The sequence below is a fragment of the Streptomyces sp. NBC_01224 genome (assembly GCF_036002945.1).
GTDB lineage: Bacteria > Actinomycetota > Actinomycetes > Streptomycetales > Streptomycetaceae > Streptomyces.
The window spans coordinates 6,892,230-6,918,720 of sequence record NZ_CP108529.1 but is presented as its reverse complement, the minus strand read 5'-3'; the positions used below and the strand labels follow the sequence as shown (position 1 = coordinate 6,918,720).

Sequence of the window (26,491 nt, the reverse complement as noted above, 5' to 3'; positions counted from 1 at the left end):
GTGCGCCGCTGCCGACCACACTGGTACGTCAAGTGCGCTTGAGGTCAACAACACTCCCCCGTTGACGCCGTCAGGCCACCGACAGGACAACGAACGGAGTACCGCATGAAGCTGCGCCTCAAGACGATCACCCGGGAGGAACATCTGGCGTTCATCGCGAGCCGGCCCGCCGTGAGCCATATGCAGGTTCCGTCGTGGGGCGATGTGAAGCCCGACTGGCGCGCGGAGAGCATCGGCTGGTTCGACCGGGACGGCACCGGCCCGGAACGGATCGTCGGAGCCGGGCTCGTCCTCTACCGGCCGATCCCCCGGGTGAGACGCTATCTGGCCTATCTGCCGGAAGGCCCCGTCATCGACTGGCACGACGCCGGTCCGAGTCGGTGGCTGGATCCGATGCTGGCGCATCTGAAGGCGCAGCGTGCGTTCTCGGTACGCATGGGCCCACCGGTGGTCGCCCGGCGCTGGGACGCCGGGACCGTCAAGGACGCCATCGCCGACCCGGCCACCGGACGGCTGCGCGATGTGGAGGCGGATGTGAACGAGCCGCAGGCCGCCGCGCTCGTGGAACAGCTGCGCCGACTGGGCTGGCAGCAGGGCGAGGAGGGCGGCGAGGACGGTTTCAGTGCCGGACAGCCCCGGTACGTCTTCCAGGTGCCGTTCGCCGGGCAGCCGCTGGAGGAGATCCGGAGCAATCTGAACCAGCAGTGGCGGCGCAACATCAAGAAGGCGGAGAAGGCGGGCGTCAAGGTCGTCGAGGGAGGCTACGAGGACCTTCCGGCCTTCTACGAGCTGTACCGCGAGACGGCCGAGCGCGACCGCTTCATCCCCCGCCCGCTCGTCTACTTCCAGCGCATGTGGACCGCGCTGCGGACCGAGGACCCCGACCGGATGCGGCTCTATCTCGCCCATCACGACGGCGAAACGCTCGCCGCGGCGACGATGCTGACCGTCGGGAACCACGTCTGGTACTCCTACGGCGCCTCGACCAGCCGCAAGCGCGAGGTCCAGCCGAACAACGCCATCCAGTGGCGCATGATGAGCGACGCGCACGAGAGGGGCGCGGCCGTCTACGACCTGCGCGGCATCACCGACACCCTGGACGAGAGCAACCATCTCCTGGGCCTGCTGCGCTTCAAGGTCGGCACCGGCGGCCGGGCAGCCGAGTACATCGGCGAGTGGGACTACCCGATCAACAAGGTGCTCCACAAGGCCTTCGCCCTCTACATGGCGCGCCGCTGACCTCACCGTTCCAAAGAGCGTCGAGCGCCGCCGTTCGCCCTCGGCGTGATCGCTTGCCGCGTCCGGGCGGCAGCGGGAACGGTGGGGAGATGCTCTCCGTGGCGCACCTCAGCGATCCGCATCTCACCACCGGCGCCCTGGCCGGTGAACCGGCGGCCGGACTGAACCTGGCCCTGCGCCGGGTGCTCGCGCTCGATCCGCGGCCGGACGCGGTGGTGATCACCGGTGATCTGGTCGAGTGGGGACGGCCGGACGAGTACGAGGCGCTGCGGGAGGTGATCGAGCGGTTCCCGCTGCCGTTGCACCTGGTGACGGGCAATCATGACGAACCGGCGGCACTGCTGGACGCGTTCGGCGGGACCCGGTTCCTGGGCGGTGCCCGGCATCCGTACTACGTCGTGGACCACCCCGGGCTGGCTGTGATCGCCCTGGACTCGCAGGTGGCCGGCTCCGGCGGCGGACGGCTCGGGACGGAGCAGCTCGGCTGGCTCGACGGCGTCCTCGCCGACAGACCGGGCGTGCCGGCGTTCGTCTGTCTGCACCATCCGCCGGTCCCGGTCGGCATCCCGTTCCTGGACGGGATGCGGCTGGCGGACGGCGATGCGCTGGCGGAGGTGGTCGCCGCCCACCCGGATGTCGTCCGGGTGCTGGCCGGTCATGTCCACCGCCCTGTGACGGCCGCCTTCGCGGGCAGCACCCTGGCGCTCGCCCCCAGCACCTGTCTCCAGAGCGGGCTCGCCCTGCGCGGCGGGGCACCCGGCTATCTCCGCGAGCCCACATCGTTCCTGCTCCATCTGCGTGGCGATGCGGCGTGGGCCCCCTGGGTCACGCACACGGTGCCGGTCAGTCACGCGGCCGCACCGGTGCCCGGGTACTGAGCGCTCCGGCGCCCGTGCCAGACTCCGGAGCGTGATCCTTCGCACCGCCACCCGCGCCGACCTGCCCGCCGTCCTCGCCCTCCTCGAAGACGAGGAGCGGGTCGTCGACCCGGCCTCGGTCGTGGTCGACGGCGCGTACGAGAAGGCCTTCGCCGCCATCGAGAGCGACCCGCGCAACGAGATGCTCGTGCTGGTCGACGGCGACACCGTCCTGGGCTGTCTGCAGGCGACCTACATACCGGGGCTCGGCAAGCACGGCGAGGAGCGGGCGCTGATCGAGGCAGTACGGATCAGGGCCGACCGGCGGGGCGGCGGACTGGGCCGGGAGCTGATGAAGCAGGCCGTCGACCGGGCCCGGCTGCGCGGGTGCGGGCTGATGCAACTGACCAGCAACAAGCGGCGTACGGACGCACACCGGTTCTACGAGTCGCTGGGCTTCGCCCGCAGCCACGAAGGCTTCAAGCTCGCTCTCTGAGTTCCCTTTTCGCCGGGCTACCGGGACGGTTCGGTCCGCCAGGCGGTCATGTTCACCTCGTCGAGCAGCCGTACGTCGCTTCCCTCCAGCGGGAAGGAACGCGCTTCCAGGCCGGGGGCCGGTGCGATCTCCAGCGCGTCGCCCTCGATGAGGTCGCCGCCGGTCGGGGTGGAGACCCAGGCGAGGAGCGACCGCATCGTCCGTCCCGGCTTCAGCATGACCTCCTTCGGCCCCGGGTCGCTCCCCATGTAGGAGGAGCCCGGATTCACCGGGACCGGCAGCGGGTCACCGGCGTCGTCCAGGGCCCGGACGGACGGATACCCGTCGACGCGGTACGGCTTGCTGCCGCAGTTGGTGAGGGTGAGGCCGACGGCCCGGTGTCCCAGCGCGGCCTGTACCTCGCCCATGTCGACGACCACCCCGGAGGACGGGCAGTCGGACCTGCCGACGCCCGCGGTGGGCGTGGGGGCGGGCCCCTGCGCCGACGGAGGGGCCCGCCGGTCGGGCAGCGCGGCGGAGATGCGGGGAAACGGTGACGGCAGCTTGTCCGCGTGCACCCCGTACGAGGCGCTCGGTGCGGGCTCCGGCTCACCCTCGCGCGCCGGCACGAGAAATCCGGCGCATCCCGAGAGCGACAGGCCCAGCGCCCCGGCCATGAGCACGGCCGCCGTCGGCCTCCGTCTCCCGGCCCTCGCCCGTTTCAGTCCCCGCATGCTCATGGCCCCGCCCCCGTGTCGGTCTGCCGCACAGGCGCTCGATCATGCCAGAGCGCCGAGCCCCCTCCCGGAATTGTTGAGCATTTCTTCCCCTTCACCCCAAGGAGAACTAAGTGGACCTTCACGGTTCGGCCGACCGACACTTCAGGGATGACAGCATCCGTAGCCCCCTTCGGCCGCGCGCTCTGCGCGATGATCACGCCGTTCACCGCTTCCGGCGCGTTGGACCAGGACGCCGCCCAGAAGCATGCCGCCTCTCTGGTCGCCGACGGCTGCGACGGTCTGGTGCTCAGCGGCACCACCGGCGAGTCCCCGACCACGACCGACGCCGAGAAGACCGCACTGCTGCGGGCGGTCAGGGCGGCGGTCGGCGACGGCGTGCCGATCGTCGCCGGGGTCGGCAGCTCGGACACCCGGCACACCGTGACCCTCGCCCAGCAGGCCGAACAGGCGGGCGCGGACGGCCTGTTGGTGGTGACGCCCTACTACAGCCGACCACCGCAGGCCGCCGTCGAGGCGCACTTCCGTCGCGTCGCCGACGCGACCGGCCTTCCGCTGATGCTGTACGACATCCCCGGTCGCACCGGCACGCGCGTCGAGCCGGAGACCCTGCTGAGGCTCGCGGAGCACCCGCGCATCGTGGCCGTGAAGGACTGCGCGTACGACCTGCTCGGCTCCACAAAGGTGATCGGCGCGACCTCGCTGGCGTACTACTCGGGCTGCGAGGAGCTGAATCTGCCGTTGTACGCGGTGGGCGCGGCGGGCTATGTCAGCACGGTCGCCAATGTCGCGCCCCGGCAGCTGAGGGCGGTCCTGGACGCCTTCGACGCCGGGGACACCGCGGGGGCCGCCCGGCTCAACCGGCTGACCGTCCCGCTCACCGAACTGATGATGGCGTCCGGACTGCCCGGCACGGTCACGGCGAAGGCGCTGCTCGACGCCGGACCGGTCCGGGAACCGCTGCAGCCCGCCGGGCTCGAGGCGGCCGACGGGCTGCGGAGGGCATACGAGGAACTCCTCGCCGCTACGGGCTAGTTGTGGCTGTGCAGGATTTCGTTGAGGCCGTCCCAGACTGCGTTGTTCGGGCGGGCCTCGACGGCTCCGGTCACCGAGTTGCGGCGGAAGAGGATGTTCGAGGCGCCGGAGAGCTCGCGGGCCTTGACGATCTGGCCGTCCGGCAGCGTGATGCGGCTGCCGGCCGTGATGTAGAGCCCGGCCTCGACGACGCACTCTTCGCCGAGCGCGATCCCGACACCGGCCTCGGCGCCGATCAGGCAGCGCTCGCCGATGACGATGCGCTCCTTGCCACCGCCGGAGAGGGTGCCCATCGTGGAGGCGCCGCCGCCGATGTCGGAGCCGTCGCCGACGACGACACCGGCGGAGATCCGGCCCTCGACCATCGATGTACCGAGGGTGCCCGCGTTGAAGTTGACGAAGCCCTCGTGCATGACGGTGGTACCGGAGGCGAGGTGCGCGCCGAGCCTGACCCGGTCGGCGTCGGCGATCCGGACGCCCTTCGGCGCGACGTAGTCCGTCATGCGGGGGAACTTGTCGACCGAGGTGACCTGGAGGTGCAGGCCCTCGGCGCGGGCGTTCAGCCGCACCTTCTCCACGTCGTCGACGGCGACCGGACCGAGCGAGGTCCAGGCGACGTTGGTGAGGAGACCGAAGAGGCCGTCCAGGTTCTGACCGTGCGGCTGGACGAGGCGGTGCGAGAGGAGGTGCAGGCGCAGGTACGCGTCGTGCGCGTCGAGCGGCTTGTCGTCGAGCGAGGCGATGACCGTACGTACGGCGACGATCTCGACACCACGACGGGCGTCCACGCCGATGGCCTTGGCGGCGCCCTCGCCGAGGAGGTCGACGGCCTGGTCGGGGGTGAGCCGTTCGGTTCCGGCCGGGCCGGGCTCTGCGGTGAGCTCGGGGGCGGGGAACCAGGTGTCGAGAACGGAACCGTCGCCGGCGATGGTGGCGAGGCCGGCGGCGACGGCGCCGGTGGTGCGAGCAGGAGTCGTGTCGGTCATGAGACGAACCTAACCGGCGAGGCACCGCCGGAGCCAACCGGTCTCGCCGGATGGTCGCGCGCGGCCCCCGGGCGCCCACGACCACCCGGTCAGCCGGGCTGCGCCTGCCGTTCGGGAGCCGGTGCGGGTGCCTCCTCGCGCACCGGCCCGCGCAGCCGCCGCACCGCCAGCACCGCCGCCCCCGCACCGCCCGCCAGCACCGCGCAGGCCGGCCAGAGCAGTCCCGGCGCGGCGGCGTAGAGGGCGCCGCCGATCGGCGGCGCCAGCACCTGGCCGCTGATGGAGGCGCCCGCGTACAGGCTCTGGAAGCGACCCTGCGCATGGGCGGGAGCCTGATCGGCGACGTACGCCGTCGCGGTGGTCTTGTAGAGGATCTCGCCCGCGGTCAGTGACGCCATCATGGTGACGGCGAACAGCGCCCCGGCCCCCGGGATCAGCACCGCGTATCCCACCCCCACGAGCAGCAGCCCGGTCCCCACGATGCTCAGCGGCGCGCGCCGGCGCAGCGCGTGCGCCGCGGGGAGTTCCAGCAGCAGGATGAGGCCGCCGTTGACGGAGAGCAGCCAGCCGTAGAACTGGGCGCCGTGGCCGTGCTCGGACAGGAAGACGGGCAGCGTCGAGTACTGCTGCCGGTAGACGAGGTCGACGCAGAGGATCGCGGCGAGCAGGACCAGCACGGCGGGCCTGGCCCGCAGCTCCCGCCAGAGCCCGGGTGCACCGGGCTCGCGCACCGGCCGGTTGTGCGCGGTGCCGTGCGCCGGAAGCACCGCCGACGCGTATCCGGCGAAGAGCAGCGTCCCGAGGCCGTCGGCGACGAACAGCCAGTCGTACGAGAAGCGGGCGGCGATCAGCGCGCCGAGCGGCGGGCCGACGGCGAACGCCGCGTTGCTACCGGCCCGCACGAGGGCGAAGCTCTGGCGCCGGCTGCCCTCGGGGACGGAGACGGCGACGAGTGCGGCGTTGGCCGCGCGTACAACACCTGCCGCGTATTGCGCGAGCGGCAGCACGCCGTACATCGCCGCGACCGGCAGGGCCGGCAGGGTGGCGAGCGCCGCCCCGCTCACCAGCGAACCGGTCAGGAGCATCCGGCGGTGGCCGTAGTGGTCGCCGAACCAGCCGCCGGTGAAGTTCCCCGCGACCAGGCCGATGCCGCCGACACCCGCGATCACTCCGGCCTGCGGGACGGACAGTCCGCGCGGGCCGGTCAGATAGATGAAGAGATAGACGAAGGTGAAGCTGACGACTCCGTTGAGAAAGGAACCGAAGGCCAGCAGCCGTACCGTGCGCGGTACGTCCCGCATGATCCCGAAAAACCTCATTCGCAGCACCCTCCCCAGTGAGTTTCTCTTGGGAACGGACTATGGCATCATGCTTTCCTGCAGGTCAATCAGGTAAGAGACGTCCGCGGAAGACCGACGGAGGAGGAGCCCATGCCTCAGCGCACCCGCCTGGCCGACGCCGACTGCGCGATCGCCCAGGCGCTCGATGTCGTCGGCGACTGGTGGACCCTGCTGATCGTGCGGGACACGGCGCGCGGGGTGCACCGCTTCGACGCGCTCCAGGAAGAGCTGGGCGTGTCCCGCAAGGTGCTGACCGAGCGGCTGCGGCTGCTGGTCGACGCGGGAGTGCTGTCCCGGGAGCCGTACCAGGACCGGCCCCCCCGGTACGAGTACCGGCTCACCCGGCGTGGACGCGCACTGCTGCCCGTACTGATCGCGCTCCAGGACTGGGGCGACGCCTGGGTGATGGGAGACGGGGAGATGGTGGCAACGGCCACGGAGGCATCGAAGGAGGCGGCCCGCGTGCACGCCCTGGTGGGCACGCGCCTGCCCGAGCTGCAACTGCTGGACTACGACGCCGTGTTGCGTGACCCGGTCGCCAACACCCCGTACACCGTCCTGTACTGCTTCCCCAGCGCCTACGCCCGCCGGGACGCCTATCCGCCGGGCTGGTCCGAGATCCCGGGGGCCAGCGGCTGCACCCTCGAATCCTGTACGTATCGCGACCAGTTGGCCGAGTTCACGGCGGCGGGCGCGACCGTGCACGGGGTTTCCACCCAACGCCCGGACGAGCAGCGGGCGTTCGCGGACGCGGAGCGGCTGCGCTTCCCGCTGCTGTCCGACGCGGAGCTTGAGCTGACGGCGGCGCTGCGGCTGCCGACGTTCCGTGCGGCGGGGACCAGCCGGCTGAAGCGGCTGACGCTGGTGGTGGACCGGGACCGGACGATCCGCGAGGCGCTGTACCCGATCACCGACATCGAGGCGAGCGTGCAGGCGGCGCTGACGGCGATCCGAAGGGCAAGCCCGTCCGGAGACTGAGGGGAACTTGAGGCCGGAGCGGCCCGGAAGCCGGCCTGTCCGGCGCTCCGGAGCGGCCCCGAAACCGAAGCCCTCGGGCTTGAGGGCCGAGCCATCAGCCGGCGACGCGCCCCAGCATCTCCCGCGCGTACGCCTCGTCGTACTCCCCGCCGGTGAGCAGCACCTGCAGACAGATCCCGTCCATGAGCGCGATCAGCGCCCTCGCCGTGGCCGGATCGGTCCGCCGGGACAGCAACTCGGCCGTGCCGTCGGTCCATTCGGCGGCCACGGGCCGCAACGCGGGCCTGCGGAGGGCCGCGAGGTACAGCTCGTACTCCAGCTCGGCCCGCCCGCGCCCACCGGAGAAATACTCCCCCAGCAGCCCGGCCAGTTCCCCGGCGAGGTCGGCGGCCGGGTCTGTCAGGGCCCCGCACTCCCGCATGAGCTCGGCGAAGTTCTCGTTCGACCGGCGCAGGGCCGCGATCAACAGCTCGTCCAGCGAGGCGAAGTGATACGTCGTCGAGCCGAGCGGCACATCGGCCTCGGCCGCGACGGAGCGGTGACTGAGCCCCGCGATGCCCTTGGCGCCGACCACCCGGATCGCGGCATCGATGATGCGGCCGCGCCGCTCGGGGTCGTAACGGCGTGTCATCAGTGGGCCCCTCCCAGATTCAGCACCACCACTCCGGCGATGACCAGCGCTATGCCCGCCAGCTTGACCGTATTGCCGGACTCCCCCATGAAGAGGATGCCGATGGCGGCGACCGCGGCGGTCCCGATTCCGGCCCAGATGGCATAGGCGGTGCCCATCGACAGCGTCTTCAACGTCTGGGCGAGCAGAGTGAAGGCTATGAGATAGCCCGCGACGGTGATGAGTGAGGGCCAGAGCCGGGTGAAGCCCTCGCTGTATTTCATGGCCGTCGTGCCGGCCACTTCCGCCGCGATCGCAGCGGCGAGCAGTCCATATCCCATGTGTACGAGTGTACGCATCGCTGCTCGCACGACGGTACGGCAGCTTTGCGCCATCCGGGACGCTACGGTGTCCCGACCAGCACACAGGACGACAACACAACGGAGCAGCAGTGGCGCAGGACGCAGGGTGGGGCGGCGGTCCGCCGTACGGCGGAGCACCGTACGGAGGGCCACCGGGATGGGGCGGCTGGATGCCGCCGCCGAAGCCCGGAGTGATACCGCTGGTACCCCTGAAGCTCGGGGACATACTCGGCGGCGCCTTCAGCACGATGGGGCGCTACTGGAAGCAGCTGTTCGGCATCGGTGTGGCCGTGTACGGCGGGGCGCTGGTCGTCGCGGGGGCGGCGGCCCTGATCGCGTACTCCGCGGTCAGTGCCCATCTGCACCGGGTCATCTCGCTCAGCGCCGAACAGGAGCCGTCGTCGAAGGACCTCACACCGGTACTGATCGCCCTCGGCGCCTTCTGGCTGGTCGCCATGGTCGCACTCACGATCAGCACAGCCATGATGTACGCGGCCGTTCCCGCGGTCCTGCAGGAGGCCGTACTGGGCAGGCCGACGACCTTCTCCGTCATCTGGCGCCGGGCCTGGGCCCGCATCCCGGCGTTGATCGGAACGGTGATCCTGACGGCCCTGATCGTGGTGATCCCGGTGGTGCTGGCGATGATCGGCTTCCTCGCCCTCATGATCGGCGCGATCGCACTGACGGACGGGCCCGGCGCCGCGGTGTGGGCCTCGCTCGGCTTCCTGGGCGCCCTGGCCACCGCACCTCTGGCAGCCTGGCTCTGGGTGAAATTCAGCCTGGCCCCCTCGGCCGTGGTCTTCGAGGGGCAGCGCCCTGTGGCCGCACTGCGCCGCTCGTCGCAGCTGGTGCGCGGCGACTGGTGGCGGATCTGCGGGATCAGCCTGCTGGCCTTCGCCATGGCGGCGGCGGCGAACTACATCATCCAGATCCCGTTCTCGTTCCTCGGCATGTTCTCCGGGATGATCGGGGGCGCGACCCTGGACGACGACCCGAACCCCGCGTCGATCGTCTTCGCGATGAGCGGCTATGTGGTGATCCTCTTGCTGGGACAGCTGATCGGTCAGCTCGTCTCGGCGACGTTCCCGCAGCTGGTGACCGGACTCCTCTACGTCGACCGGCGCATGCGTACGGAGAACCTGGGCCCGGTCCTCGCCGAGGCGGCAGCCGTACCGCCGCAGTACGGCCCCTAGGGCCCCTCAGTCGATGAGCGAGTTCTTCGGGGTGAGCACACAGAACTCGTTCCCCTCGGGATCCGCCAGCAGCACCCAGCTCACATCCGCGCCCTGCCCGATCTCGACCCGCCGCGCCCCGAGCCCGATGATGCGCTCGACCTCGACGGCCTGGTCATCGGGGGCGAGGTCGATGTGCAGCCGGTTCTTGACCGTCTTCTTCTCCGGCACGGGGACGAAGGTGATACCGGGAACCGCGGACTTGTCGGCGCCGATGACGATTTCGTCGTCGGCCTCGAAGAGCACCTTCCAGTCGAGCACTTGGCACCAGAAGCGGGCGAGCGACGGAAGATCGTGGGTGTCGACGACGATGCTGTAAAAGGAAACGGCCATGTCCGCCAGTCTGCCTGGCGGGCATGGCCGTTCGCCACATCAATGCGCGAAGCCACCCGTTGCGTCAGCCGCCGACGGTGAACCAGACGGCCCGGGACTTCTTCCACTCGGCGTGGTCGAGGTCCTTCGCCTCCGTGCCGTCCCCGTACAGATCGGCCGATCCCGCGTCCGTGATCAGCTGCGCCCGGGCGCCCGGAACCGTCAGGTCCGGAACGTCGACGACGGCCTCCCAGCCGCCCGGGTCGGCGGTCGGCAGATCGGCCCGCTTGACCGGCGCGTGTGCGGCGACACCGTCCCATGTGTAGAGGGCGTACGGGTCGGAGTTGTCGTCGGCCGCCCAGGAACCTGCCACGATCAGATACTGATCGGCGTCGTTCTTGCGGATGTCCCGGATGCTGAGCCCGCCGAGGTCCAGCTCGATCGGCGTACCGATGACCGCCTTCGCCCCGCTGCCGGCCACCTTGTCGAAGTTGGTGACAGGCACGATCAGGGCCTTGCCCCCTTCCTTCGGCGGCACGAGAGGTGCCCGGAAGCCGAGGTACGCGGTGGTCGTCGAGCCGGGCGCGAACTCCAGGCCCTCGATGTTGAACCCGTCGATCTGCTTGGGCGCTTCACCGTCCGCCGTACCCGCGGCGAAGCCGTACCGGTTGCCGTTCGCCCTGTCCCAGGCGACGAGGTCGTTCCGGAGCTTCCTGTACGAGCCGCCGACCGTCAGCCGGGTGGCGGCGCCCGACCCGGTCACCGTCGTGGTGAAGACGGTGTTGCGGTCGGACTTGTACTCGCCGTCCTTGTTGTTGCCGAGCGAACCGGTCCAGTAAATGGTGTTCCCGACCCGGGCCGCGCCCTCGATGTCGATCTCCTTGTCCGTCCCGAGCGCCGAGCCGACGTCCCAGCTCCGCACGGGCGCACCGGATGCCGAACGGCTGTACAGCCGCAGCGTGTTGGACTCGTCGTCGGCCACGACCGCGTACCCGCCGCCGACATCGACGGCGGCCGAGGCGTCCGAGGACCCGGTGAGGTAGCGCGTATCCGCGGAGTTCTGCACGGCGGCGGACGCTGCGTAGTGCAGCGTCTTGGTGGCGGTCTTGCCGCCGAGCCCGGTGACCTTGATCGTGAGGTCCGTGTAGCCGCGCGCGTGCGCGGCGACCGTGAGCTGCCGGGTGGCGCCGGTCCCCGTCACGGTCACATCACCGGTTCCGGCGACGGACGGCTTGGAGCTGGCGGACGCCACCACACCGAGCGCGGTGACATCGGCGCCGCTCTGCGCGACGCTGACGGTGACCACGGGATCACCGGTCGCACCGACCGCTCCGGAGAGGTAGGAGACCGAGAGCCCGATCGTCGGCGTTCCGTAACTCGCAGCGTGAGCGCGGGTGTTGACCCCCAAAGCGGCCAGCACGAGAACACCGCCCGCGGCGGCGGCCGCCCGGCGGTTCTGGAGCGAAAGCTGATGCAGCACAGCGTGCCTCTCGTCGGCGTGATGTCGAGGAGAAGGTTGCGGTTCCCGCGCCAACGGCGGAGACACATCATGCGTACAGCAGACGAACAACGCCGAACGACCCCCGACAGAAGCCGGGGGCCGTTCGGCGGTGCGGATGGCTCAGACGTTGAAGCCGAGCGCGCGCAGCTGCTCGCGCCCGTCGTCCGTGATCTTGTCCGGGCCCCACGGCGGCATCCAGACCCAGTTGATCCGCAGCTCGCTGACGATGCCGTCGGTCGCGGACTTCGCCTGGTCCTCGATGACATCGGTCAGCGGGCAGGCCGCGGACGTCAGGGTCATGTCGAGGGTGGCGATGTTGGCGTCATCGATGTGGATGCCGTAGATCAGGCCCAGGTTGACGACGTCGATGCCCAGCTCGGGGTCGACGACGTCGTAGAGGGCCTCGCGGACCTCCTCCTCGGAGGCCGGCTTGGTCGTCAGGCCCTCGTCGGGTGTCACCGTGTTCTCGCTCATGCCGTCTTCCCTTCGGACAGCGCTTTCGCCGTCGCGTCCTTCCACGCCATCCAGCTCAGTAGCGCGCACTTGACCCGGGCCGGGTACTTCGAGACACCGGCGAACGCGACCGCGTCCTCCAGTACCTCCTCCATCGCGTCGTCCGGCTCCAGCTGGCCCTTCGACTGCATCAGTTCCAGGAAGGTCTCCTGGATCTTCTGCGCCTCGCCCAGCTCCTTGCCGACCAACAGCTCGTTCAGCACGGATGCGCTGGCCTGGCTGATGGAGCAGCCCTGGCCCTCGTACGACACATCGGCGATGGTCTCGCCGTCGTACTTCACCCGGAGAGTGATCTCGTCGCCGCACGTCGGGTTGACGTGGTGCACCTCGGCGTCGCCGTCCCGCAGGCCGCGCCCGTGGGGGTGCTTGTAGTGGTCCAGGATCACTTCCTGGTACATGGAATCAAGCTTCACCAGTCAACCCTCAGCCGCTGTGCCTATTAACCGAAAAAGTTCCGTACGTGTTCCAGACCGTCCACCAGGGCGTCGACCTCGGCGGGCGTGGAGTACAGATAGAACGACGCTCGCGTCGTCGCAGGAATTCCGTACCGCAGGCAGACCGGCCGTGCGCAGTGGTGTCCGACCCGGACCGCGATGCCCTGCTCGTCGAGTACCTGGCCCACGTCGTGGGGGTGGATGTCGCCGAGCGTGAAGGAGATCGTGGCGCCGCGGTCCTCGGCCGTAGCAGGACCGATGATCCTGAGGTCCGGGACCTCCAGGAGCCGCTTCACCGCGTACTCGGTGATCGCGTGCTCGTGCCGGTAGATCTTCTCCATGCCGATCGCCGAGAGGTAGTCCACGGCCGCGCCGAGGCCGACGGCCTGGGCGATCGGGGGCGTACCGGCCTCGAACTTGTGCGGCGCGGGGGCGTACGTCGACGAGTGCATCGACACGGTCTCGATCATCTCGCCGCCACCGAGGAACGGCGGCAGGTCCTCCAGGAGCTCCTGCCGTCCCCAGAGCACGCCGATGCCGGTCGGGCCGACCATCTTGTGACCGGTGAAGGCCACGAAGTCCGCCTGCAGCGCCTGCACGTCGAGCACCATGTGCGGGGCGGCCTGCGAGGCGTCGATGCAGACCAGCGCGCCGACCTGCTGGGCACGGCGGATGATCTTCTCGACCGGGTTGATCGTGCCCATGATGTTCGAGACCAGGGTGAAGGAGACGATCTTCGTCTTCTCCGTGATGATCTCGTCGATGTTGGACAGGTCGAGGCGGCCGTCGTCGGTGATGCCGAACCACTTCAGCTTCGCGCCGGTGCGCTGCGAGAGCAGCTGCCACGGCACGATGTTGGAGTGGTGCTCCATCTCCGTGGTGACGATCTCGGTGTCGTGGTCCACCCGGTAGGGCTCATCGGCCCAGCCGAGCATGTTGGCCACGAGGTTGAGCGACTCGGAGGCGTTCTTGGTGAAGATCACCTCGTTGCGGCTGGGCGCGTTGATGAACGCGGCGACCTTGTCACGGGCGCCTTCGTACAGCGCCGTGGCCTCCTCCGCGATCGTGTACACACCGCGGTGCACATTGGCGTTGTGCCGCTCGTAGTACTCGTTGAGGGCGTCGAGCACCTGGCGCGGCTTCTGCGAGGTCGCCGCACTGTCCAGGTAAACGATCTTCTTCCCGTCGTGGACCGTACGATCCAGCAGGGGGAAGTCCTTGCGGATCGCCTCGGTGTCGAGGAGGCCCGGCAGCTGTGTCACGCGGAAGCGCCACCCTTCACATATGCCTCGTAGCCCTCGTTCTCCAGCTTGTCGGCGAGCTCGGCGCCGCCGGACTCGGCAATGCGGCCGTTGGCGAAGACGTGCACGAAGTCGGGCTTGATGTAGCGGAGGATCCGCGTGTAGTGCGTGATCAGCAGGGTGCCGACCTCGCCGGTCTCGCGGACCCGGTTGACACCCTCGGAGACGATGCGCAGGGCGTCGACGTCCAGACCGGAGTCGGTCTCGTCGAGGATCGCGACCTTCGGCTTGAGGAGCTCCAGCTGAAGGATCTCGTGGCGCTTCTTCTCACCGCCGGAGAAGCCCTCGTTGACGTTGCGCTCGGCGAACGCCGGGTCCATCTGGAGCTGGGACATCGTCTCCTTGACCTCCTTCACCCAGGTACGCAGCTTGGGCGCCTCGCCGCGGACGGCGGTGGCGGAGGTACGCAGGAAGTTGGAGACCGAGACACCGGGGATCTCGACCGGGTACTGCATCGCGAGGAACAGACCGGCGCGGGCGCGCTCGTCGACGGTCATCTCCAGGACGTCCTCGCCGTCCAGGGTCACCGAACCACTGGTGATCGTGTACTTGGGGTGACCTGCGAGGGAGTACGCGAGGGTGGACTTGCCGGACCCGTTGGGGCCCATGATGGCGTGCGTCTCGCCCTGCTTCACGATCAGGTCGACGCCCTTGAGGATCTCCTTCGTGGCGTTGTCGGCCTCGACGGAGACGTGCAGGTCGCGGATTTCAAGCGTTGCCATGGGTGACTCAGGACTCCTGGGTGACGGAGACGAGCACATCGTCCCCTTCGATCTTGACGGGGTATACGGGGACGGGGCGCGTCGCGGGAAGGCCGGACGGCTTGCCGGTGCGGAGGTCGAAGCTGGAGCCGTGCAGCCAGCACTCGATCATGCAGTCCTCGACCTCTCCCTCGGACAGTGAGACGTTCGCGTGCGAGCAGATGTCGTTGATCGCGAACACCTCGCCCTCGGTGCGCACGACGGACACCGGGATGCCGTCGAGCTCCACCCGCTTCGGGGTGTCGTCCTCCAGCTCACTCAGCGCACAGGCTTTGACGAAGGCCATCAGACGGAAGCCTTCAGCTCGGTCTCGATCTTGTCGAGCAGCCGCGCCTCGACGTCCGGCAGACCGATCTGCTGGACGAGCTCGGCGAAGAAGCCGCGCACGACGAGCCGACGGGCCTCCTCGGCCGGGATGCCGCGGGACATCAGGTAGAAGAGCTGCTCGTCGTCGAAACGGCCGGTCGCGGAGGCGTGACCGGCGCCGACGATCTCGCCGGTCTCGATCTCCAGGTTCGGCACCGAGTCGACCCGCGCGCCGTCCGTGAGGACGAGGTTGCGGTTCATCTCGTAGGTGTCGGTGCCCTCGGCCCTGGCCTGGATGAGTACGTCACCGATCCACACCGCGTGTGCGCCGTCGCCCTGGAGCGCGCCCTTGTAGGCGGCGTTGGACTTGCAGTGCGGGGTGTTGTGGTCGACCAGGAGGCGGTGCTCCTGGTGCTGGCCCTTGTCGGTGAAGTACAGACCGAAGAGCTCGGCCTCACCGCCGGTGCCCGCGTAGCTGACGCGCGGGTGGAGACGGACGAGGTCACCGCCGAAGGTGACGACGATCGACTTGAACGAGGCGTCCCGGCCGACCAGCGCATTGTGCTGGCCGACGTGGACAGCGGTCTCGTCCCAGTCCTGCACGGAGACGACGGTGAGCTTCGCGCCGTCACCGAGGACGTAGTCCACGTTGGCGGCGAGCACCGCGTCACCGGTGTGGTCGATGACGACGACGGCCTCGGCGAAGGCACCCAGCTCGATGACCTGGTGGCCGTAGGCCACGCCGCCCTCGCCGTGCACCGCGATGCGGATCGGCTCGGTGAGCACGGCCTCCTTGGCGACCGTGACGACGGACGCCTGCTCGAAGGACGTGTACGCCTGGGCGGCGACACGGTCCACCGGGGTGCCGGCCTTCCCGAGCCGGGAATCGTCGCGGCCGACGGTCTCGATCGTGACGCCCTCGGGAGCCTCGATCGCGACCTTCACACCGCCACCGGTGGCGATGGCCGTGCCGTCGTGCAGCCCGCGCAGCCGCTCCAGCGGCGTGAACCGCCACTCCTCCTCACGGCCGTGCGGCACCGGGAAGTCCGCGACGTCGAAGGACGGGGGCGCGCTCATGCGCGTGGCGACGGTCGACTCGGCGGCCACCGCGATGGACCCGGTGGTGGTGGACCCCGCCGGAATGTTCTGAGCCTCAGCCATGGCTGTCGTAGTGCTCGCTTTCTCTGTCAAAAGTCGGGGGATTCGGTCGTCAGGCTGCGCTAGCCGACCGAACCCTCCATCTGCAGCTCGATCAGCCGGTTGAGCTCGAGGGCGTACTCCATCGGCAGCTCCTTCGCGATCGGCTCGACGAAGCCGCGCACGATCATCGCCATCGCCTCGAACTCCGTCAGACCACGGCTCATCAGGTAGAAGAGCTGGTCCTCGGAGACCTTGGAGACGGTCGCCTCGTGCCCCATCGACACGTCGTCCTCGCGGACGTCGACGTACGGATAGGTGTCGGAGCGCGAGATCGTGTCGACCAGCAGCGCGTCACAGAGGACGTTGGACTTCGCGCCCGGCGCGCCCTCGCCGATCTCGATCAGGCCGCGGTAGGAGGTACGGCCGCCGCCTCGCGCCACCGACTTGGAGACGATGTTGGAGGAGGTGTTCGGCGCCATGTGGACCATCTTGGCGCCGGCGTCCTGGTGCTGGCCCTCGCCCGCGAAGGCAATGGACAGGGTCTCGCCCTTGGCGTGCTCGCCCATCAGGTACACGGCCGGGTACTTCATGGTGACCTTGGAGCCGATGTTGCCGTCGACCCACTCCATGGTCGCGCCCTCGTACGCCACGGCGCGCTTGGTGACCAGGTTGTAGACGTTGTTCGACCAGTTCTGGATCGTCGTGTAGCGGCAGCGGCCGCCCTTCTTCACGATGATCTCGACGACCGCGGAGTGCAGCGAGTCCGAGGAGTAGATCGGCGCGGTGCAGCCCTCGACGTAGTGGACGTAGGCGTCCTCGTCGACGATGATCAGCGTCCGCTCGAACTGGCCCATGTTCTCCGTGTTGATACGGAAGTAGGCCTGCAGCGGGATGTCGACGCGGACACCCTTGGGCACGTAGATGAACGAGCCACCGGACCACACGGCCGAGTTCAGCGAGGCGAACTTGTTGTCGCCGACCGGGATGACGGTGCCGAAGTACTCCTTGAAGAGCTCCGGGTGCTCCTTCAGCGCGGTGTCGGTGTCGAGGAAGATGACGCCCTGCTCCTCCAGGTCCTCACGGATCTGGTGGTAGACGACCTCGGACTCGTACTGCGCGGCGACGCCGGCGACCAGGCGCTGCTTCTCCGCCTCCGGGATGCCGAGCTTGTCGTAGGTGTTCTTGATGTCCTCGGGCAGGTCCTCCCAGGACTCCGCCTGCTTCTCCGTGGACCGCACGAAGTACTTGATGTTGTCGAAGTCGATGCCCGACAGGTCGGAGCCCCAGTTCGGCATCGGCTTCTTGTCGAACAGCCTCAGGCCCTTGAGGCGCAGCTTCAGCATCCACTCGGGCTCGTTCTTCTTCGCCGAGATGTCGCGGACGACATCCTCGGAGAGCCCGCGCTTGGCTGCGGCGCCTGCCGCGTCGGAGTCGGCCCAGCCGAATTCGTACGTACCCAGACCCTCGAGCTCAGGGTGGGCAGTCTCTGTAGGGAGCGTCATGCGGGGTTCCTCCCGGCCGTGCTTGCAGATGCTGAATTGGTGGTCTGTGGTGCTGAGTGGCCGCTGCGCGGAATGTACGTCGTACACACACCGTCACCGTGGGCGATGGTGGCCAGACGCTGCACATGCGTCCCGAGGAGGCTGGAGAAGAACTCCGTCTCCGCCTCGCACAGCTGCGGATACTGCTCGGCGACATGAGCGACCGGGCAGTGGTGCTGGCACAGCTGCTCGCCCCGCTGCGGGCCGGGCGCGCTACGCGCCGTAGCAGCGTACCCGTCGGCGGACAAGGCCTTGGCCAGCGCCTCGGTGCGCGCCTCGGGGTCCGCGGCCTCGACCGCCGTGCGGTACGCCTCGGACTGGGCAGCGATCCTGGCCCGGGCGAAAGCGACGACCGCTTCATCGCCCGAGGTCTCGGCGATCCAGCGCAGCGCGTCCGCGGCAAGCTTGTCGTAGGACTGGTCGAAGGCGTCCCGCCCGCAGTCGGTGAGGGCGAACACCTTGGCCGGGCGGCCACGGGTCCGCGCCCCGTACACCCGCTGTTCGCGGGCTTCGACGACGCCGTCGGAGACGAGGGCGTCGAGATGGCGGCGGACGGCGGCCTGGGTGAGCCCGACGCGCTTCGCCAGCTCGGCGACGGTGGACGGGCCGTGGTCCAGGATGGAGCGCGCGACCCGGTTGCGCGTCGAGCGCTCCCCGGTCGCGAGTTCCTCCTGCGGAGCCTCGCCAACGTATTTCACAACGCCATTGTTGCGTAATTCATCGAGCCCTGACAACCACGGTCCGAAACGATCTACGGTGCCGTTCATCACTTAGGGTTACCTAATTCGGCCCCGGGACACGGCGCACTTCCGCCCCTGCCTAGACTTACCGGCCATGAAGAGCGAGTCCGCCGTGCAGGTCCGTGGCCTGGTAAAGCGGTACGGCACCAAGACCGCGGTGGACGGCCTCGACCTGTGTGTACGCACCGGCGCGGTCACCGCCGTCCTCGGCCCCAACGGCGCCGGCAAGACCACCACCATAGAAACTTGCGAGGGCTACCGCCGCCCGGATGACGGGACGGTACGGGTCCTCGGCCTCGACCCGGTCACCGACGCCGCGAAGCTCCGCCCCCGGATCGGCGTGATGCTCCAGTCGGGCGGCGTCTACTCCGGTGCACGCGCCGACGAGATGCTCCGCCACATGGCGAAACTCCACGCCGATCCGCTGAATGTCGACGCCCTGATCGAGCGCCTCGGCCTCGGCAGCTGCGGCCGCACGACCTACCGCCGGCTCTCCGGCGGCCAGCAGCAGCGGCTCGCCCTCGCAATGGCCGTCGTCGGCCGCCCCGAACTGGTCTTCCTGGACGAGCCGACCGCCGGCCTCGACCCGCAGGCCCGCCGCTCCACCTGGGATCTCGTACGGGAATTGCGGGCCGACGGCGTGTCGGTCGTCCTCACCACGCACTTCATGGACGAGGCCGAGGAGCTCGCCGACGACGTCGCCGTCATCGACGCGGGCCAGGTCATCGCCCAGGGCAGCCCCGAGGCGCTCTGCCGCGGCGGCGCCGAGAACACCCTGCGCTTCACCGGCCGCCCCGGTCTCGACCTCGGCTCCCTCCTGAAGGCACTGCCCGACGGCACGGAAGCGGCCGAGCTCACTTCCGGCACGTACCGCATCACCGGCGACGTCGGCCCGCAGTTGCTGGCCACCGTCACCTCCTGGTGCGCGCAGCACGGAGTGATGCCGTCCGGCATCTCCGTGGAGCGCCGCACGCTGGAGGACGTCTTCCTGGAACTGACCGGCAAGGAGCTGCGCGCATGAGCGCCGGTACGTACACCCCGCAGGCGGGCGCCGCCCCGCTGTCCCGCATGATCACCGCGCAGACCGCGCTGGAGACGCGGATGCTGCTGCGCAACGGCGAGCAGCTGCTGCTGACCGTGATCATCCCGACGCTGCTGCTGGTGCTGTTCAGCGCGGTCGACATCGTGGACACGGGGGCGGGCAAGGCCGTCGACTTCCTGACGCCGGGCATTCTCGCGCTCGCCGTGATGTCCACGGCCTTCACGGGCCAGGCCATCGCCACCGGTTTCGAGCGGCGGTACGGGGTGCTCAAGCGGCTCGGTGCCTCGCCGCTGCCCCGCTGGGCGCTGATGACCGCCAAGACGCTTGCGGTACTGGTCACCGAGGTGCTGCAGGTGGTCCTGCTCACGGTGATCGCGTTCGCGCTCGGCTGGTCGCCGCACGGCAACCCCTTCGCCGTCCTGATGCTCCTCGTACTCGGCACCGCGGCCTTCTCCGGACTCGGGCTGCTGATGGCCGGGACGCTGAAGGCGGAGGCGACGCTCGCCGCGGCCAATCTGGTCTTTCTGCTGCTGTTGGTCGGCGGCGGGGTGATCGTGCCGCTGGACAAGTTCCCGGACGCGGTGCAGTCGGTGCTGGGGCTGCTGCCGATCGCGGCGCTGTCGGACGGACTGCGGGATGTGCTCCAGCACGGCGCGTCGATGCCGTGGAGCGACCTCGGCATCCTCATGGTGTGGGCAGTGCTCGGGCTGGGCGCGGCGGCGAAGTTCTTCCGCTGGGAGTGAGCCGGCGGACGCGCTCCGTCGACGTTTCGGGGTAACTCGTCCCCCTCGTGAAAGTTTGCACAAGCCGCCGCCTACGATGGTGCGCGTGCCCAAGCTGACCCGAGCCGAAGTCGCTCAAGCCGCGCGGAACCCGCTCCTCTACATCGCCGAGCGATGGACTCCGCCCCCCCGCACGGTCCGCCGTGCGGCCATGTCGGCCGTCGTCATGGCCGTGATCATCGTCGTGACCGGCGGCGCCGTACGACTGACGGGCTCCGGCCTCGGCTGCCCGACCTGGCCCAAGTGCACCGACGAGAGCCTCACGGCGACGAGCGCGATGGGCTTCCACGGCGCCATCGAGTTCGGCAACCGGATGCTGACGTACGTCCTGTGCGCGGCCGTCGGGTGGGCGATCATCGCCGCCCGGTCCGCGAAGCCCTGGCGGCACAGCCTCACCCGGCTCGGCTGGGTGCAGTTCTGGGTGGTCATGGGCAACGCGGTGCTCGGCGGCATCGTGGTGCTGGTCGGCCTCAACCCGTACACCGTCGCCGCGCACTTCCTGCTCTCCACGGCGCTGCTCACCGTCGCGATGGTGACCTGGCAGCGGGTCCGTGAGGGCGACACGGCGCCCCGGCCGCTGGTGGGCAAGGCGGTGTCCCAGCTGACCTGGCTGCTCGCGGTCGTGGCGGGGCTGCTGATCGCGGTCGGCACGGTCGTCACGGGCGCCGGACGGCACGCGGGTGACTCCAGCGACGTCCACCGCATTCCGATCGACTGGAAGATGATCACGCAGCTGCACGCCGATCTGGCCTGGGCCGTGGTGGCGCTGACCGTCGCTCTCTGGTTCGTACTGAAGGCCGTGGACGCGCCGATCGGCCCGCTGCACCGCACCCGCGATCTCTTCCTGGTGCTGCTGGGGCAGGGCGTGATCGGTTACGTCCAGTACTTCACGGACACCCCGGAGATCCTCGTCGGCCTGCACATGTTCGGCTCGTGCCTGGTGTGGATCGCGGTCGTGCGGGTGCTGCTGTCGCTGCGTGAGCGGCCGGTGGCCGTCGCCACGGTGCCCGGCCTCGCTGCCGAGCAGCCGGAGCCCGCCGCGGCGGGCTGAGCGCGGGAGAGCCCCGGGCGCCCGATGGCCGCCCTCATACGTCGATCGCCGGACTGGCCCGCATTCACAGGCCAGTCCGGCGATCGACGTATGAGGGTCCGTTCGGTCAGGCCTTGTTGGAGGGGCCGCCCAGCTGAATGCCGGCCATCCGCGTCCACTCGTACGGGCCGGTGTGGACCTTCGCGGCGAACTCCCCGTCGAAGGACTCGTGCATCGTGATCCCGGCCTTCCGAGTGGCGCTCTCGGCGATCGCGTACGACGGGGCGACCAGATCGCCCCAGCCGCCGTCCTCGCCCACGAGAACGATGCGGGCGCCCATCTGCCCGATGTAGGCGAGCTGTCCCTCCGCACCGCCGTGTGCCTTGGAGAAGGCGCCGATCTGCTTGGCGAGCTTCGCCGCCCTGCGCTCCGCGCGGGCCGCCTGCTTGCCGCTCTCCACCTGGGTCTCTGCCGTCTCTGCCATGCTCAAGATGCTACCGACGGGTAGATCAACGTGCGACGGGCGGGGCACGTGGCATGGACCACGTACCCCGCCCGTCGGCAGGAATCGATGAAGCGGGACTACCTCAGGAAGGGGTCGACCGCCACGGCTACGAAGAGCAGCGAGACATAGGTGATCGACCAGTGGAACAGCCGCATCTCCTTGAGCTTGGCCCCGGACACCCCGGCCTTCGCCCGGTTCTGCAGACCGTGCGCCTCCCAGAGCCAGAACCCGCCGGTCAGCAGCGCCACCGCCGTGTAGAACCAGCCGGTGTAGCCGAGCGGGGTGAGCAGCAGCGAGACCGCCACCATCACCCAGCTGTAGATGACGATCTGGCGGGCCACCACCCGGTTGGAGGCGATGACCGGGAGCATCGGGACGCCGACCCGGGCGTAGTCGTCCTTCACCTTCATCGACAGCGGCCAGTAGTGCGGCGGCGTCCAGAAGAAGATGACGGCGAAGAGGATGACCGCGGCCCAGGACATCGAGTCGGTCACGGCGGACCAGCCGATGAGGACCGGCATGCAGCCCGCGATGCCACCCCAGACGATGTTCTGCGAGGTGCGGCGCTTCAGCAGCATCGTGTAGACCACGACGTAGAACAGCAGCGCACCGAGTGCGAGCGCGGCCGACAGCCAGTTGACGAGCAGTCCGAACCAGACCGTGGAGATCACCGCGAGGGCGATACCGAAGGCCAGGCACTCACGCGGGCTCACCATTCCGGTGACCAGCGGACGCTGCGACGTACGGTCCATCAACGCGTCGATGTCGCGGTCGATGTACATGTTCAGTGCATTGGCACCGCCCGCGGAGAGATATCCCCCGATGGTGGTGGTGAGAACGAGCCACAGATCGGGTACACCCTGAGCGGCCAGGAACATCACCGGAACAGTGGTGATCAGCAACAGCTCGATGATCCGGGGCTTGGTCAACGCCACGAATGCCTTGACACGGGCCCCGAACGGGCGATGGCCCCCTGGGCTGGGAGTCAAGGCGACCCCTGCGGGTCGGGACTCGACGGCCGTCACGCACACCCCTGACAGAGAAATCCCAGCAAGCTCCGGGCGTGAAGGCCCAGTAAAGACTTGCGCGAACCAGACCACTGTAGACGTTGGGGACAGGCCGCCCTTCGCGGGGGTGGCTCGTGTTGAAGTGGCGCAGAAGTAAGGGGACACGCTCATCGGAGTGGCCTATAAGGGGTCTCGCTCATCGGGGCGGCTCAGAGGCGGAGAGAAACGCTCATCGGAGGGCCCGGACGCAGCCGAACGCGCTCATCAAAGGGGCCCAGAAGTAGGGGCACGCGCTCATCGGAGTAGCGCATAAGTGAGCCGTTGCGCTCATACGGGAGGCGAACTCCGCGGGCCGCCTGCACCCTGGAAAGCAGCCGGAAAATGCTCGTTCCGACGGGGGTAGGCTCGACAACGCCCGGTGCGGTCACAGTCACCGGTTTACAACAGTGGAGAGGAGCCCTGACTCAGGGTGAGCACCAAGCCGACCACCACAGACCTCCAGTGGACCGAATTGGACCAGCGGGCCGTGGACACTGTCCGCGTCCTTGCCGCCGACGCCGTACAGAAGGTCGGAAACGGCCACCCGGGCACGGCGATGAGCCTGGCTCCCGCCGCGTACACCCTCTTCCAGAAGGTGATGCGGCACGACCCCGCCGACGCGGAGTGGACCGGTCGCGACCGGTTCGTGCTCTCCGCGGGTCACAGCAGCCTGACCCTCTACATCCAGCTCTACCTGGCCGGCTACGGCCTGGAGCTCGATGACCTCAAGGCTTTCCGTACCTGGGGCTCGAAGACCCCCGGTCACCCGGAGTACGGCCACACCACCGGCGTCGAGACGACCACGGGCCCGCTGGGCCAGGGCGTCGCCAACGCGGTGGGCATGGCCATGGCCGCCCGCTACGAGCGCGGCCTGTTCGACCCGGAGGCGGCCCCCGGCACCTCCCCGTTCGACCACATGGTCTGGGTCGTCGCCGGCGACGGCTGCCTCCAGGAGGGCATCTCCGCGGAGGCGTCCTCGCTGGCCGGGCACCAGAAGCTCGGCAACCTGGTCCTGCTGTGGGACGACAACCACATCTCCATCGAGGGCGACACGGAGACCGCGGTCTCCGAGGACACCCTGAAGCGGTACGAGGCGTACGGCTGGCACGTCCAGCGCGTCGACCAGCTGCCCAGCGGCGACCTGGACCCGGCGGGTCTGTACAAGGCGCTGCAGGCCGCCAAGGCCGAGACCGAGCGCCCGTCGTTCATCGCGGCCCGCTCGATCATCGCCTGGCCCGCCCCGAACGCGCAGAACACCGAGGCCTCGCACGGATCTGCGCTCGGTGACGAAGAGGTCGCCGCGACGAAGAAGGTCCTCGGCTTCGACCCGGAGAAGTCCTTCGAGGTCTCCGACGAGGTCATCTCCCACACCCGTGAGGCGCTGGACCGCGGCCGCGAGGCCAAGGCCGAGTGGGAGAAGGCGCTCGCCGCCTGGCGCACCGCCAACCCGGAGCGCGCCGCCGAGTTCGACCGGATCTCCGCGGGCGAGCTGCCCACGGGCTGGGAGGACAGGCTTCCGGTCTTCGAGCCGGGCAAGAGCGTCGCCACCCGCGCCGCCTCCGGCAAGGTGCTCCAGCAGCTCGGCGAGGTCATCCCCGAGCTCTGGGGCGGCTCCGCCGACCTCGCGGGCTCGAACAACACCACGATCGACAAGACGTCGTCGTTCCTCCCGACGGGCAACCCGCTGCCCGGCGCGGACCCGTACGGCCGCACGATCCACTTCGGTATCCGCGAGCACGCCATGGCCGCGGCCATGAACGGCATCGCGCTGCACGGCAACACCCGCATCTACGGCGGCACCTTCCTGGTCTTCTCCGACTACATGCGCAACGCCGTGCGCCTGTCCGCGCTGATGCACCTGCCGGTGACCTACGTGTGGACGCACGACTCGATCGGTCTCGGCGAGGACGGCCCGACCCACCAGCCGGTGGAGCACCTGGCCTCGCTGCGCGCCATCCCGGGCCTGAACATCGTCCGCCCGGCCGACGCCAACGAGACCTCCATCGCCTGGCGCGAGATCCTGCGCCGCTACACCAAGGTGTTCGGCAAGGGAGCCCCGCACGGTCTGGCGCTGACCCGCCAGGGCGTGCCGACGTACGAGGCGAACGAGGACGCGGCCAAGGGCGGCTACGTGCTCTTCGAGGCCGAAGGGCCCGAAGGGCAGAACGCGGCGCCTCAGGTCCTTCTGATCGGTACGGGCTCCGAGGTGCACCTCGCCGTCGAGGCGCGCGAGGAGCTGCAGGCCGCCGGCATCCCGACCCGGGTGGTCTCGATGCCGTCGGTCGAGTGGTTCGAGGAGCAGGACCAGGCTTACAAGGACAGTGTTCTGCCGCCGTCCGTGAAGGCCCGGGTCGCGGTCGAGGCCGGTATCGGTCTGACCTGGCACCGGTACGTCGGAGACGCCGGCCGGATCGTCTCGCTGGAGCACTTCGGCGCCTCGGCCGACGCCAAGGTCCTCTTCCGCGAGTTCGGTTTCACGGGCGAGCACGTCGCCGCCGCCGCGCGGGAATCTCTCGCCGCCGCCGCACGCTGACGCCGTTATACGACTAGTAGGAGATGCAATTCTCATGACAGACGCACTCAAGCGCCTCTCCGACGAGGGCGTGGCGATCTGGCTCGATGACCTGTCGCGCAAGCGGATCACCTCGGGCAACCTTGCCGAGCTGATCGACCAGCAGCACATCGTGGGCGTCACCACCAACCCGTCGATCTTCCAGAAGGCGATCTCGCACGGCGACGGTTACGAGCAGCAGCTCACCGACCTCGCCACCCGCAAGGTCACCGTCGACGAGGCCATCCGCATGATCACGACGGCCGATGTACGGGACGCTGCGGACATCCTGCGTCCTGTCTTCGACGCCACGGACGGCCAGGACGGCCGTGTCTCCATCGAGGTCGACCCGCGCCTGGCCCACCACACCGATGCCACCGTCGCCGAGGCCAAGCAGCTGGCCTGGCTGGTGGACCGGCCCAACACGCTCATCAAGATCCCGGCGACGAAGGCCGGTCTCCCGGCGATCACCGAGGTCATCGGCAAGGGCATCAGCGTCAATGTCACGCTGATCTTCTCGCTGGAGCGCTACCGCGAGGTCATGGACGCCTACCTGGCGGGCCTGGAGAAAGCGAAGGCCGCGGGCCTGGACCTCTCCAAGATCTACTCGGTGGCTTCGTTCTTCGTGTCCCGCGTGGACTCCGAGATCGACAAGCGGCTCGACGCGGTCGGCACCCCGGAGGCCAAGGCGCTCAAGGGCAAGGCAGCTCTCGCCAACGCCCGGCTCGCCTACCAGGCGTTCGAGGAGGTCTTCTCGTCGGACCGCTGGGCGGCCCTGGACAAGGCGCAGGCCAACAAGCAGCGTCCGCTGTGGGCCTCGACCGGTGTCAAGGACCCCGCGTACAAGGACACCCTGTACGTCGACGACCTGGTCGCCCCCGGCACGGTGAACACCATGCCCGAGGCCACCCTGGACGCCACGGCGGACCACGGGCAGATCACGGGCAACACCATCGCCGGCACCTACGAGCAGGCCCGTGCCGAGCTCGACGCCGTCGCGAAGCTCGGGATCTCCTACGACGACGTCGTCCAGCTCCTTGAGGACGAGGGCGTCGAGAAGTTCGAGGCGTCCTGGATCGACCTGCTCAACTCGACCGAGGCGGAGCTCAAGCGCCTCGCCCCTTCGGAGGGCTGA

At 69.3% G+C, this 26,491-nt stretch carries 28 protein-coding genes; 11 read left to right on the top strand and 17 right to left on the bottom strand.

The features are described 5' to 3' along the window. Positions 1-105: 105 nt before the first annotated feature. From OG609_RS31155 to OG609_RS31145, 3 genes are all read left to right on the top strand, one after another. Positions 106-1,239, top strand: coding sequence for a lipid II:glycine glycyltransferase FemX (locus OG609_RS31155; protein WP_327275877.1), 1,134 nt, complete (start codon positions 106-108; stop codon positions 1,237-1,239). A gap of 89 nt (positions 1,240-1,328) precedes the next feature. Then, complete coding sequence (locus tag OG609_RS31150; RefSeq protein ID WP_327275876.1) at positions 1,329-2,117, top strand: phosphodiesterase; 789 nt, start codon at positions 1,329-1,331, stop codon at positions 2,115-2,117. A 31-nt stretch (positions 2,118-2,148) separates the two neighbouring features. Then, positions 2,149-2,592 carry a GNAT family N-acetyltransferase gene (locus OG609_RS31145; protein WP_327275875.1) on the top strand — a complete coding sequence of 148 codons (444 nt, stop codon included), beginning with the start codon at positions 2,149-2,151 and terminating at the stop codon, positions 2,590-2,592. Positions 2,593-2,609: 17 nt separating this feature from the next. Here OG609_RS31145 and OG609_RS31140 read toward each other — a convergent pair whose 3' ends face one another. Next, the gene (locus OG609_RS31140; protein WP_327275874.1) at positions 2,610-3,311 is read right to left on the bottom strand and encodes a DUF4232 domain-containing protein; all 702 of its coding nucleotides are present in this window, start codon (positions 3,309-3,311) and stop codon (positions 2,610-2,612) included. A gap of 147 nt (positions 3,312-3,458) precedes the next feature. Between OG609_RS31140 and dapA the strand changes: the two genes are divergently transcribed. Then, entirely contained in the window at positions 3,459-4,343 is an 885-nt protein-coding gene (gene dapA, locus OG609_RS31135) for a 4-hydroxy-tetrahydrodipicolinate synthase (protein WP_327275873.1), read from the top strand. Here dapA and dapD read toward each other — a convergent pair. Together dapD and OG609_RS31125 are read right to left on the bottom strand one after the other, a co-directional pair. Beyond that, positions 4,340-5,329: a 2,3,4,5-tetrahydropyridine-2,6-dicarboxylate N-succinyltransferase gene (dapD, locus tag OG609_RS31130; RefSeq protein ID WP_327275872.1), complete on the bottom strand. Its 990-nt coding sequence runs from the start codon at positions 5,327-5,329 to the stop codon at positions 4,340-4,342. The genes dapA and dapD overlap by 4 nt on opposite strands. A gap of 89 nt (positions 5,330-5,418) precedes the next feature. Continuing rightward, positions 5,419-6,648, bottom strand: coding sequence for an MFS transporter (locus OG609_RS31125; RefSeq protein WP_327275871.1), 1,230 nt, complete (start codon positions 6,646-6,648; stop codon positions 5,419-5,421). 111 nt (positions 6,649-6,759) lie between these two features. Between OG609_RS31125 and OG609_RS31120 the strand changes: the two genes are divergently transcribed. Further along, entirely contained in the window at positions 6,760-7,647 is an 888-nt protein-coding gene (locus tag OG609_RS31120; protein ID WP_327275870.1) for a winged helix-turn-helix transcriptional regulator, read from the top strand. 94 nt (positions 7,648-7,741) lie between these two features. Here OG609_RS31120 and OG609_RS31115 read toward each other — a convergent pair whose 3' ends face one another. Next, complete coding sequence (locus OG609_RS31115; protein ID WP_327275869.1) at positions 7,742-8,278, bottom strand: TetR/AcrR family transcriptional regulator; 537 nt, start codon at positions 8,276-8,278, stop codon at positions 7,742-7,744. After that, a complete protein-coding gene (locus tag OG609_RS31110; protein ID WP_327278245.1) occupies positions 8,278-8,598 on the bottom strand; it encodes a DMT family transporter in 321 nt (106 codons plus the stop codon). Before OG609_RS31110 ends, OG609_RS31115 begins: the two co-directional genes overlap by 1 nt. Before the next feature lie 110 nt (positions 8,599-8,708). On the opposite strand from OG609_RS31110, the gene OG609_RS31105 reads away from it, so the two are divergent. Then, the gene (locus OG609_RS31105) at positions 8,709-9,812 is read left to right on the top strand and encodes a DUF7847 domain-containing protein (protein ID WP_327275868.1); all 1,104 of its coding nucleotides are present in this window, start codon (positions 8,709-8,711) and stop codon (positions 9,810-9,812) included. A gap of 6 nt (positions 9,813-9,818) precedes the next feature. Here OG609_RS31105 and OG609_RS31100 read toward each other — a convergent pair whose 3' ends face one another. The 10 genes from OG609_RS31100 to OG609_RS31055 form a co-directional block, all read right to left on the bottom strand. Beyond that, positions 9,819-10,184 carry a VOC family protein gene (locus OG609_RS31100; protein WP_327275867.1) on the bottom strand — a complete coding sequence of 122 codons (366 nt, stop codon included), beginning with the start codon at positions 10,182-10,184 and terminating at the stop codon, positions 9,819-9,821. 64 nt (positions 10,185-10,248) lie between these two features. Continuing rightward, positions 10,249-11,643 (bottom strand): DUF3616 domain-containing protein, encoded by a 1,395-nt coding sequence (locus OG609_RS31095; protein WP_327275866.1) that lies wholly within the window; start codon positions 11,641-11,643, stop codon positions 10,249-10,251. Between the two features lie 141 nt (positions 11,644-11,784). Further along, positions 11,785-12,138, bottom strand: a complete 354-nt coding sequence (locus OG609_RS31090; protein WP_093899505.1) for a metal-sulfur cluster assembly factor — start codon at positions 12,136-12,138, stop codon at positions 11,785-11,787. Continuing rightward, positions 12,135-12,590 (bottom strand): Fe-S cluster assembly sulfur transfer protein SufU, encoded by a 456-nt coding sequence (gene sufU / locus OG609_RS31085; RefSeq protein WP_323135909.1) that lies wholly within the window; start codon positions 12,588-12,590, stop codon positions 12,135-12,137. The genes OG609_RS31090 and sufU overlap by 4 nt, the downstream gene beginning before the upstream one ends. A 26-nt stretch (positions 12,591-12,616) precedes the next feature. Beyond that, the gene (locus OG609_RS31080) at positions 12,617-13,873 is read right to left on the bottom strand and encodes a cysteine desulfurase (protein WP_093539688.1); all 1,257 of its coding nucleotides are present in this window, start codon (positions 13,871-13,873) and stop codon (positions 12,617-12,619) included. Beyond that, a complete protein-coding gene (gene sufC, locus OG609_RS31075; protein WP_327275865.1) occupies positions 13,870-14,634 on the bottom strand; it encodes a Fe-S cluster assembly ATPase SufC in 765 nt (254 codons plus the stop codon). Before sufC ends, OG609_RS31080 begins: the two co-directional genes overlap by 4 nt. Positions 14,635-14,641: 7 nt before the next feature. Next, the gene (locus tag OG609_RS31070) at positions 14,642-14,959 is read right to left on the bottom strand and encodes a bifunctional 3-phenylpropionate/cinnamic acid dioxygenase ferredoxin subunit (RefSeq protein ID WP_093899509.1); all 318 of its coding nucleotides are present in this window, start codon (positions 14,957-14,959) and stop codon (positions 14,642-14,644) included. Beyond that, the gene (gene sufD / locus OG609_RS31065) at positions 14,959-16,140 is read right to left on the bottom strand and encodes a Fe-S cluster assembly protein SufD (protein WP_327275864.1); all 1,182 of its coding nucleotides are present in this window, start codon (positions 16,138-16,140) and stop codon (positions 14,959-14,961) included. The genes OG609_RS31070 and sufD overlap by 1 nt, the downstream gene beginning before the upstream one ends. A 59-nt stretch (positions 16,141-16,199) precedes the next feature. Beyond that, on the bottom strand, positions 16,200-17,621 hold the full coding sequence (gene sufB, locus OG609_RS31060; protein ID WP_093899511.1) for a Fe-S cluster assembly protein SufB: 1,422 nt from the start codon (positions 17,619-17,621) through the stop codon (positions 16,200-16,202). After that, complete coding sequence (locus OG609_RS31055; RefSeq protein ID WP_327275863.1) at positions 17,618-18,358, bottom strand: helix-turn-helix transcriptional regulator; 741 nt, start codon at positions 18,356-18,358, stop codon at positions 17,618-17,620. The genes sufB and OG609_RS31055 overlap by 4 nt, the downstream gene beginning before the upstream one ends. Before the next feature lie 136 nt (positions 18,359-18,494). On the opposite strand from OG609_RS31055, the gene OG609_RS31050 reads away from it, so the two are divergent. The 3 genes from OG609_RS31050 to OG609_RS31040 all read left to right on the top strand — a co-directional run bounded on the left by OG609_RS31050 (position 18,495) and on the right by OG609_RS31040 (position 21,275). Then, positions 18,495-19,421: an ABC transporter ATP-binding protein gene (locus tag OG609_RS31050; RefSeq protein WP_327275862.1), complete on the top strand. Its 927-nt coding sequence runs from the start codon at positions 18,495-18,497 to the stop codon at positions 19,419-19,421. Next, positions 19,418-20,185 (top strand): ABC transporter permease, encoded by a 768-nt coding sequence (locus OG609_RS31045; RefSeq protein ID WP_327275861.1) that lies wholly within the window; start codon positions 19,418-19,420, stop codon positions 20,183-20,185. Before OG609_RS31050 ends, OG609_RS31045 begins: the two co-directional genes overlap by 4 nt. A 76-nt stretch (positions 20,186-20,261) precedes the next feature. Further along, complete coding sequence (locus OG609_RS31040) at positions 20,262-21,275, top strand: COX15/CtaA family protein (RefSeq protein ID WP_327275860.1); 1,014 nt, start codon at positions 20,262-20,264, stop codon at positions 21,273-21,275. 106 nt (positions 21,276-21,381) lie between these two features. Here OG609_RS31040 and OG609_RS31035 read toward each other — a convergent pair whose 3' ends face one another. Both OG609_RS31035 and OG609_RS31030 read right to left on the bottom strand, forming a co-directional pair. Beyond that, entirely contained in the window at positions 21,382-21,738 is a 357-nt protein-coding gene (locus OG609_RS31035; protein ID WP_327275859.1) for a hypothetical protein, read from the bottom strand. 98 nt (positions 21,739-21,836) lie between these two features. After that, complete coding sequence (locus OG609_RS31030) at positions 21,837-22,790, bottom strand: heme o synthase (protein WP_327275858.1); 954 nt, start codon at positions 22,788-22,790, stop codon at positions 21,837-21,839. A gap of 445 nt (positions 22,791-23,235) precedes the next feature. On the opposite strand from OG609_RS31030, the gene tkt reads away from it, so the two are divergent. Together tkt and tal are read left to right on the top strand one after the other, a co-directional pair. After that, the gene (tkt, locus tag OG609_RS31025) at positions 23,236-25,338 is read left to right on the top strand and encodes a transketolase (protein WP_327275857.1); all 2,103 of its coding nucleotides are present in this window, start codon (positions 23,236-23,238) and stop codon (positions 25,336-25,338) included. 34 nt (positions 25,339-25,372) lie between these two features. After that, the gene (tal, locus tag OG609_RS31020) at positions 25,373-26,491 is read left to right on the top strand and encodes a transaldolase (protein ID WP_189277150.1); all 1,119 of its coding nucleotides are present in this window, start codon (positions 25,373-25,375) and stop codon (positions 26,489-26,491) included.

Excerpts from the sequence above, each read along its gene's own strand:
- sufD (WP_327275864.1), bottom strand. The coding sequence starts at position 16,140 with ATGGCTGAGGCTCAGAACATTCCGGCGGGGTCCACCACCACCGGGTCC.
- sufC (WP_327275865.1), bottom strand. The coding sequence starts at position 14,634 with ATGGCAACGCTTGAAATCCGCGACCTGCACGTCTCCGTCGAGGCCGAC.
- OG609_RS31100 (WP_327275867.1), bottom strand. The coding sequence starts at position 10,184 with ATGGCCGTTTCCTTTTACAGCATCGTCGTCGACACCCACGATCTTCCG.
- OG609_RS31140 (WP_327275874.1), bottom strand. The coding sequence starts at position 3,311 with ATGAGCATGCGGGGACTGAAACGGGCGAGGGCCGGGAGACGGAGGCCG.
- OG609_RS31050 (WP_327275862.1), top strand. The coding sequence starts at position 18,495 with ATGAAGAGCGAGTCCGCCGTGCAGGTCCGTGGCCTGGTAAAGCGGTAC.
- dapA (WP_327275873.1), top strand. The coding sequence starts at position 3,459 with ATGACAGCATCCGTAGCCCCCTTCGGCCGCGCGCTCTGCGCGATGATC.
- OG609_RS31155 (WP_327275877.1), top strand. The coding sequence starts at position 106 with ATGAAGCTGCGCCTCAAGACGATCACCCGGGAGGAACATCTGGCGTTC.
- tal (WP_189277150.1), top strand. The coding sequence starts at position 25,373 with ATGACAGACGCACTCAAGCGCCTCTCCGACGAGGGCGTGGCGATCTGG.
- OG609_RS31110 (WP_327278245.1), bottom strand. The coding sequence starts at position 8,598 with ATGGGATATGGACTGCTCGCCGCTGCGATCGCGGCGGAAGTGGCCGGC.
- OG609_RS31035 (WP_327275859.1), bottom strand. The coding sequence starts at position 21,738 with ATGGCAGAGACGGCAGAGACCCAGGTGGAGAGCGGCAAGCAGGCGGCC.
- OG609_RS31150 (WP_327275876.1), top strand. The coding sequence starts at position 1,329 with ATGCTCTCCGTGGCGCACCTCAGCGATCCGCATCTCACCACCGGCGCC.
- dapD (WP_327275872.1), bottom strand. The coding sequence starts at position 5,329 with ATGACCGACACGACTCCTGCTCGCACCACCGGCGCCGTCGCCGCCGGC.
- OG609_RS31090 (WP_093899505.1), bottom strand. The coding sequence starts at position 12,138 with ATGAGCGAGAACACGGTGACACCCGACGAGGGCCTGACGACCAAGCCG.
- OG609_RS31040 (WP_327275860.1), top strand. The coding sequence starts at position 20,262 with ATGGTGCGCGTGCCCAAGCTGACCCGAGCCGAAGTCGCTCAAGCCGCG.
- OG609_RS31115 (WP_327275869.1), bottom strand. The coding sequence starts at position 8,278 with ATGACACGCCGTTACGACCCCGAGCGGCGCGGCCGCATCATCGATGCC.
- OG609_RS31045 (WP_327275861.1), top strand. The coding sequence starts at position 19,418 with ATGAGCGCCGGTACGTACACCCCGCAGGCGGGCGCCGCCCCGCTGTCC.
- OG609_RS31125 (WP_327275871.1), bottom strand. The coding sequence starts at position 6,648 with ATGAGGTTTTTCGGGATCATGCGGGACGTACCGCGCACGGTACGGCTG.
- OG609_RS31120 (WP_327275870.1), top strand. The coding sequence starts at position 6,760 with ATGCCTCAGCGCACCCGCCTGGCCGACGCCGACTGCGCGATCGCCCAG.
- OG609_RS31070 (WP_093899509.1), bottom strand. The coding sequence starts at position 14,959 with ATGGCCTTCGTCAAAGCCTGTGCGCTGAGTGAGCTGGAGGACGACACC.
- sufB (WP_093899511.1), bottom strand. The coding sequence starts at position 17,621 with ATGACGCTCCCTACAGAGACTGCCCACCCTGAGCTCGAGGGTCTGGGT.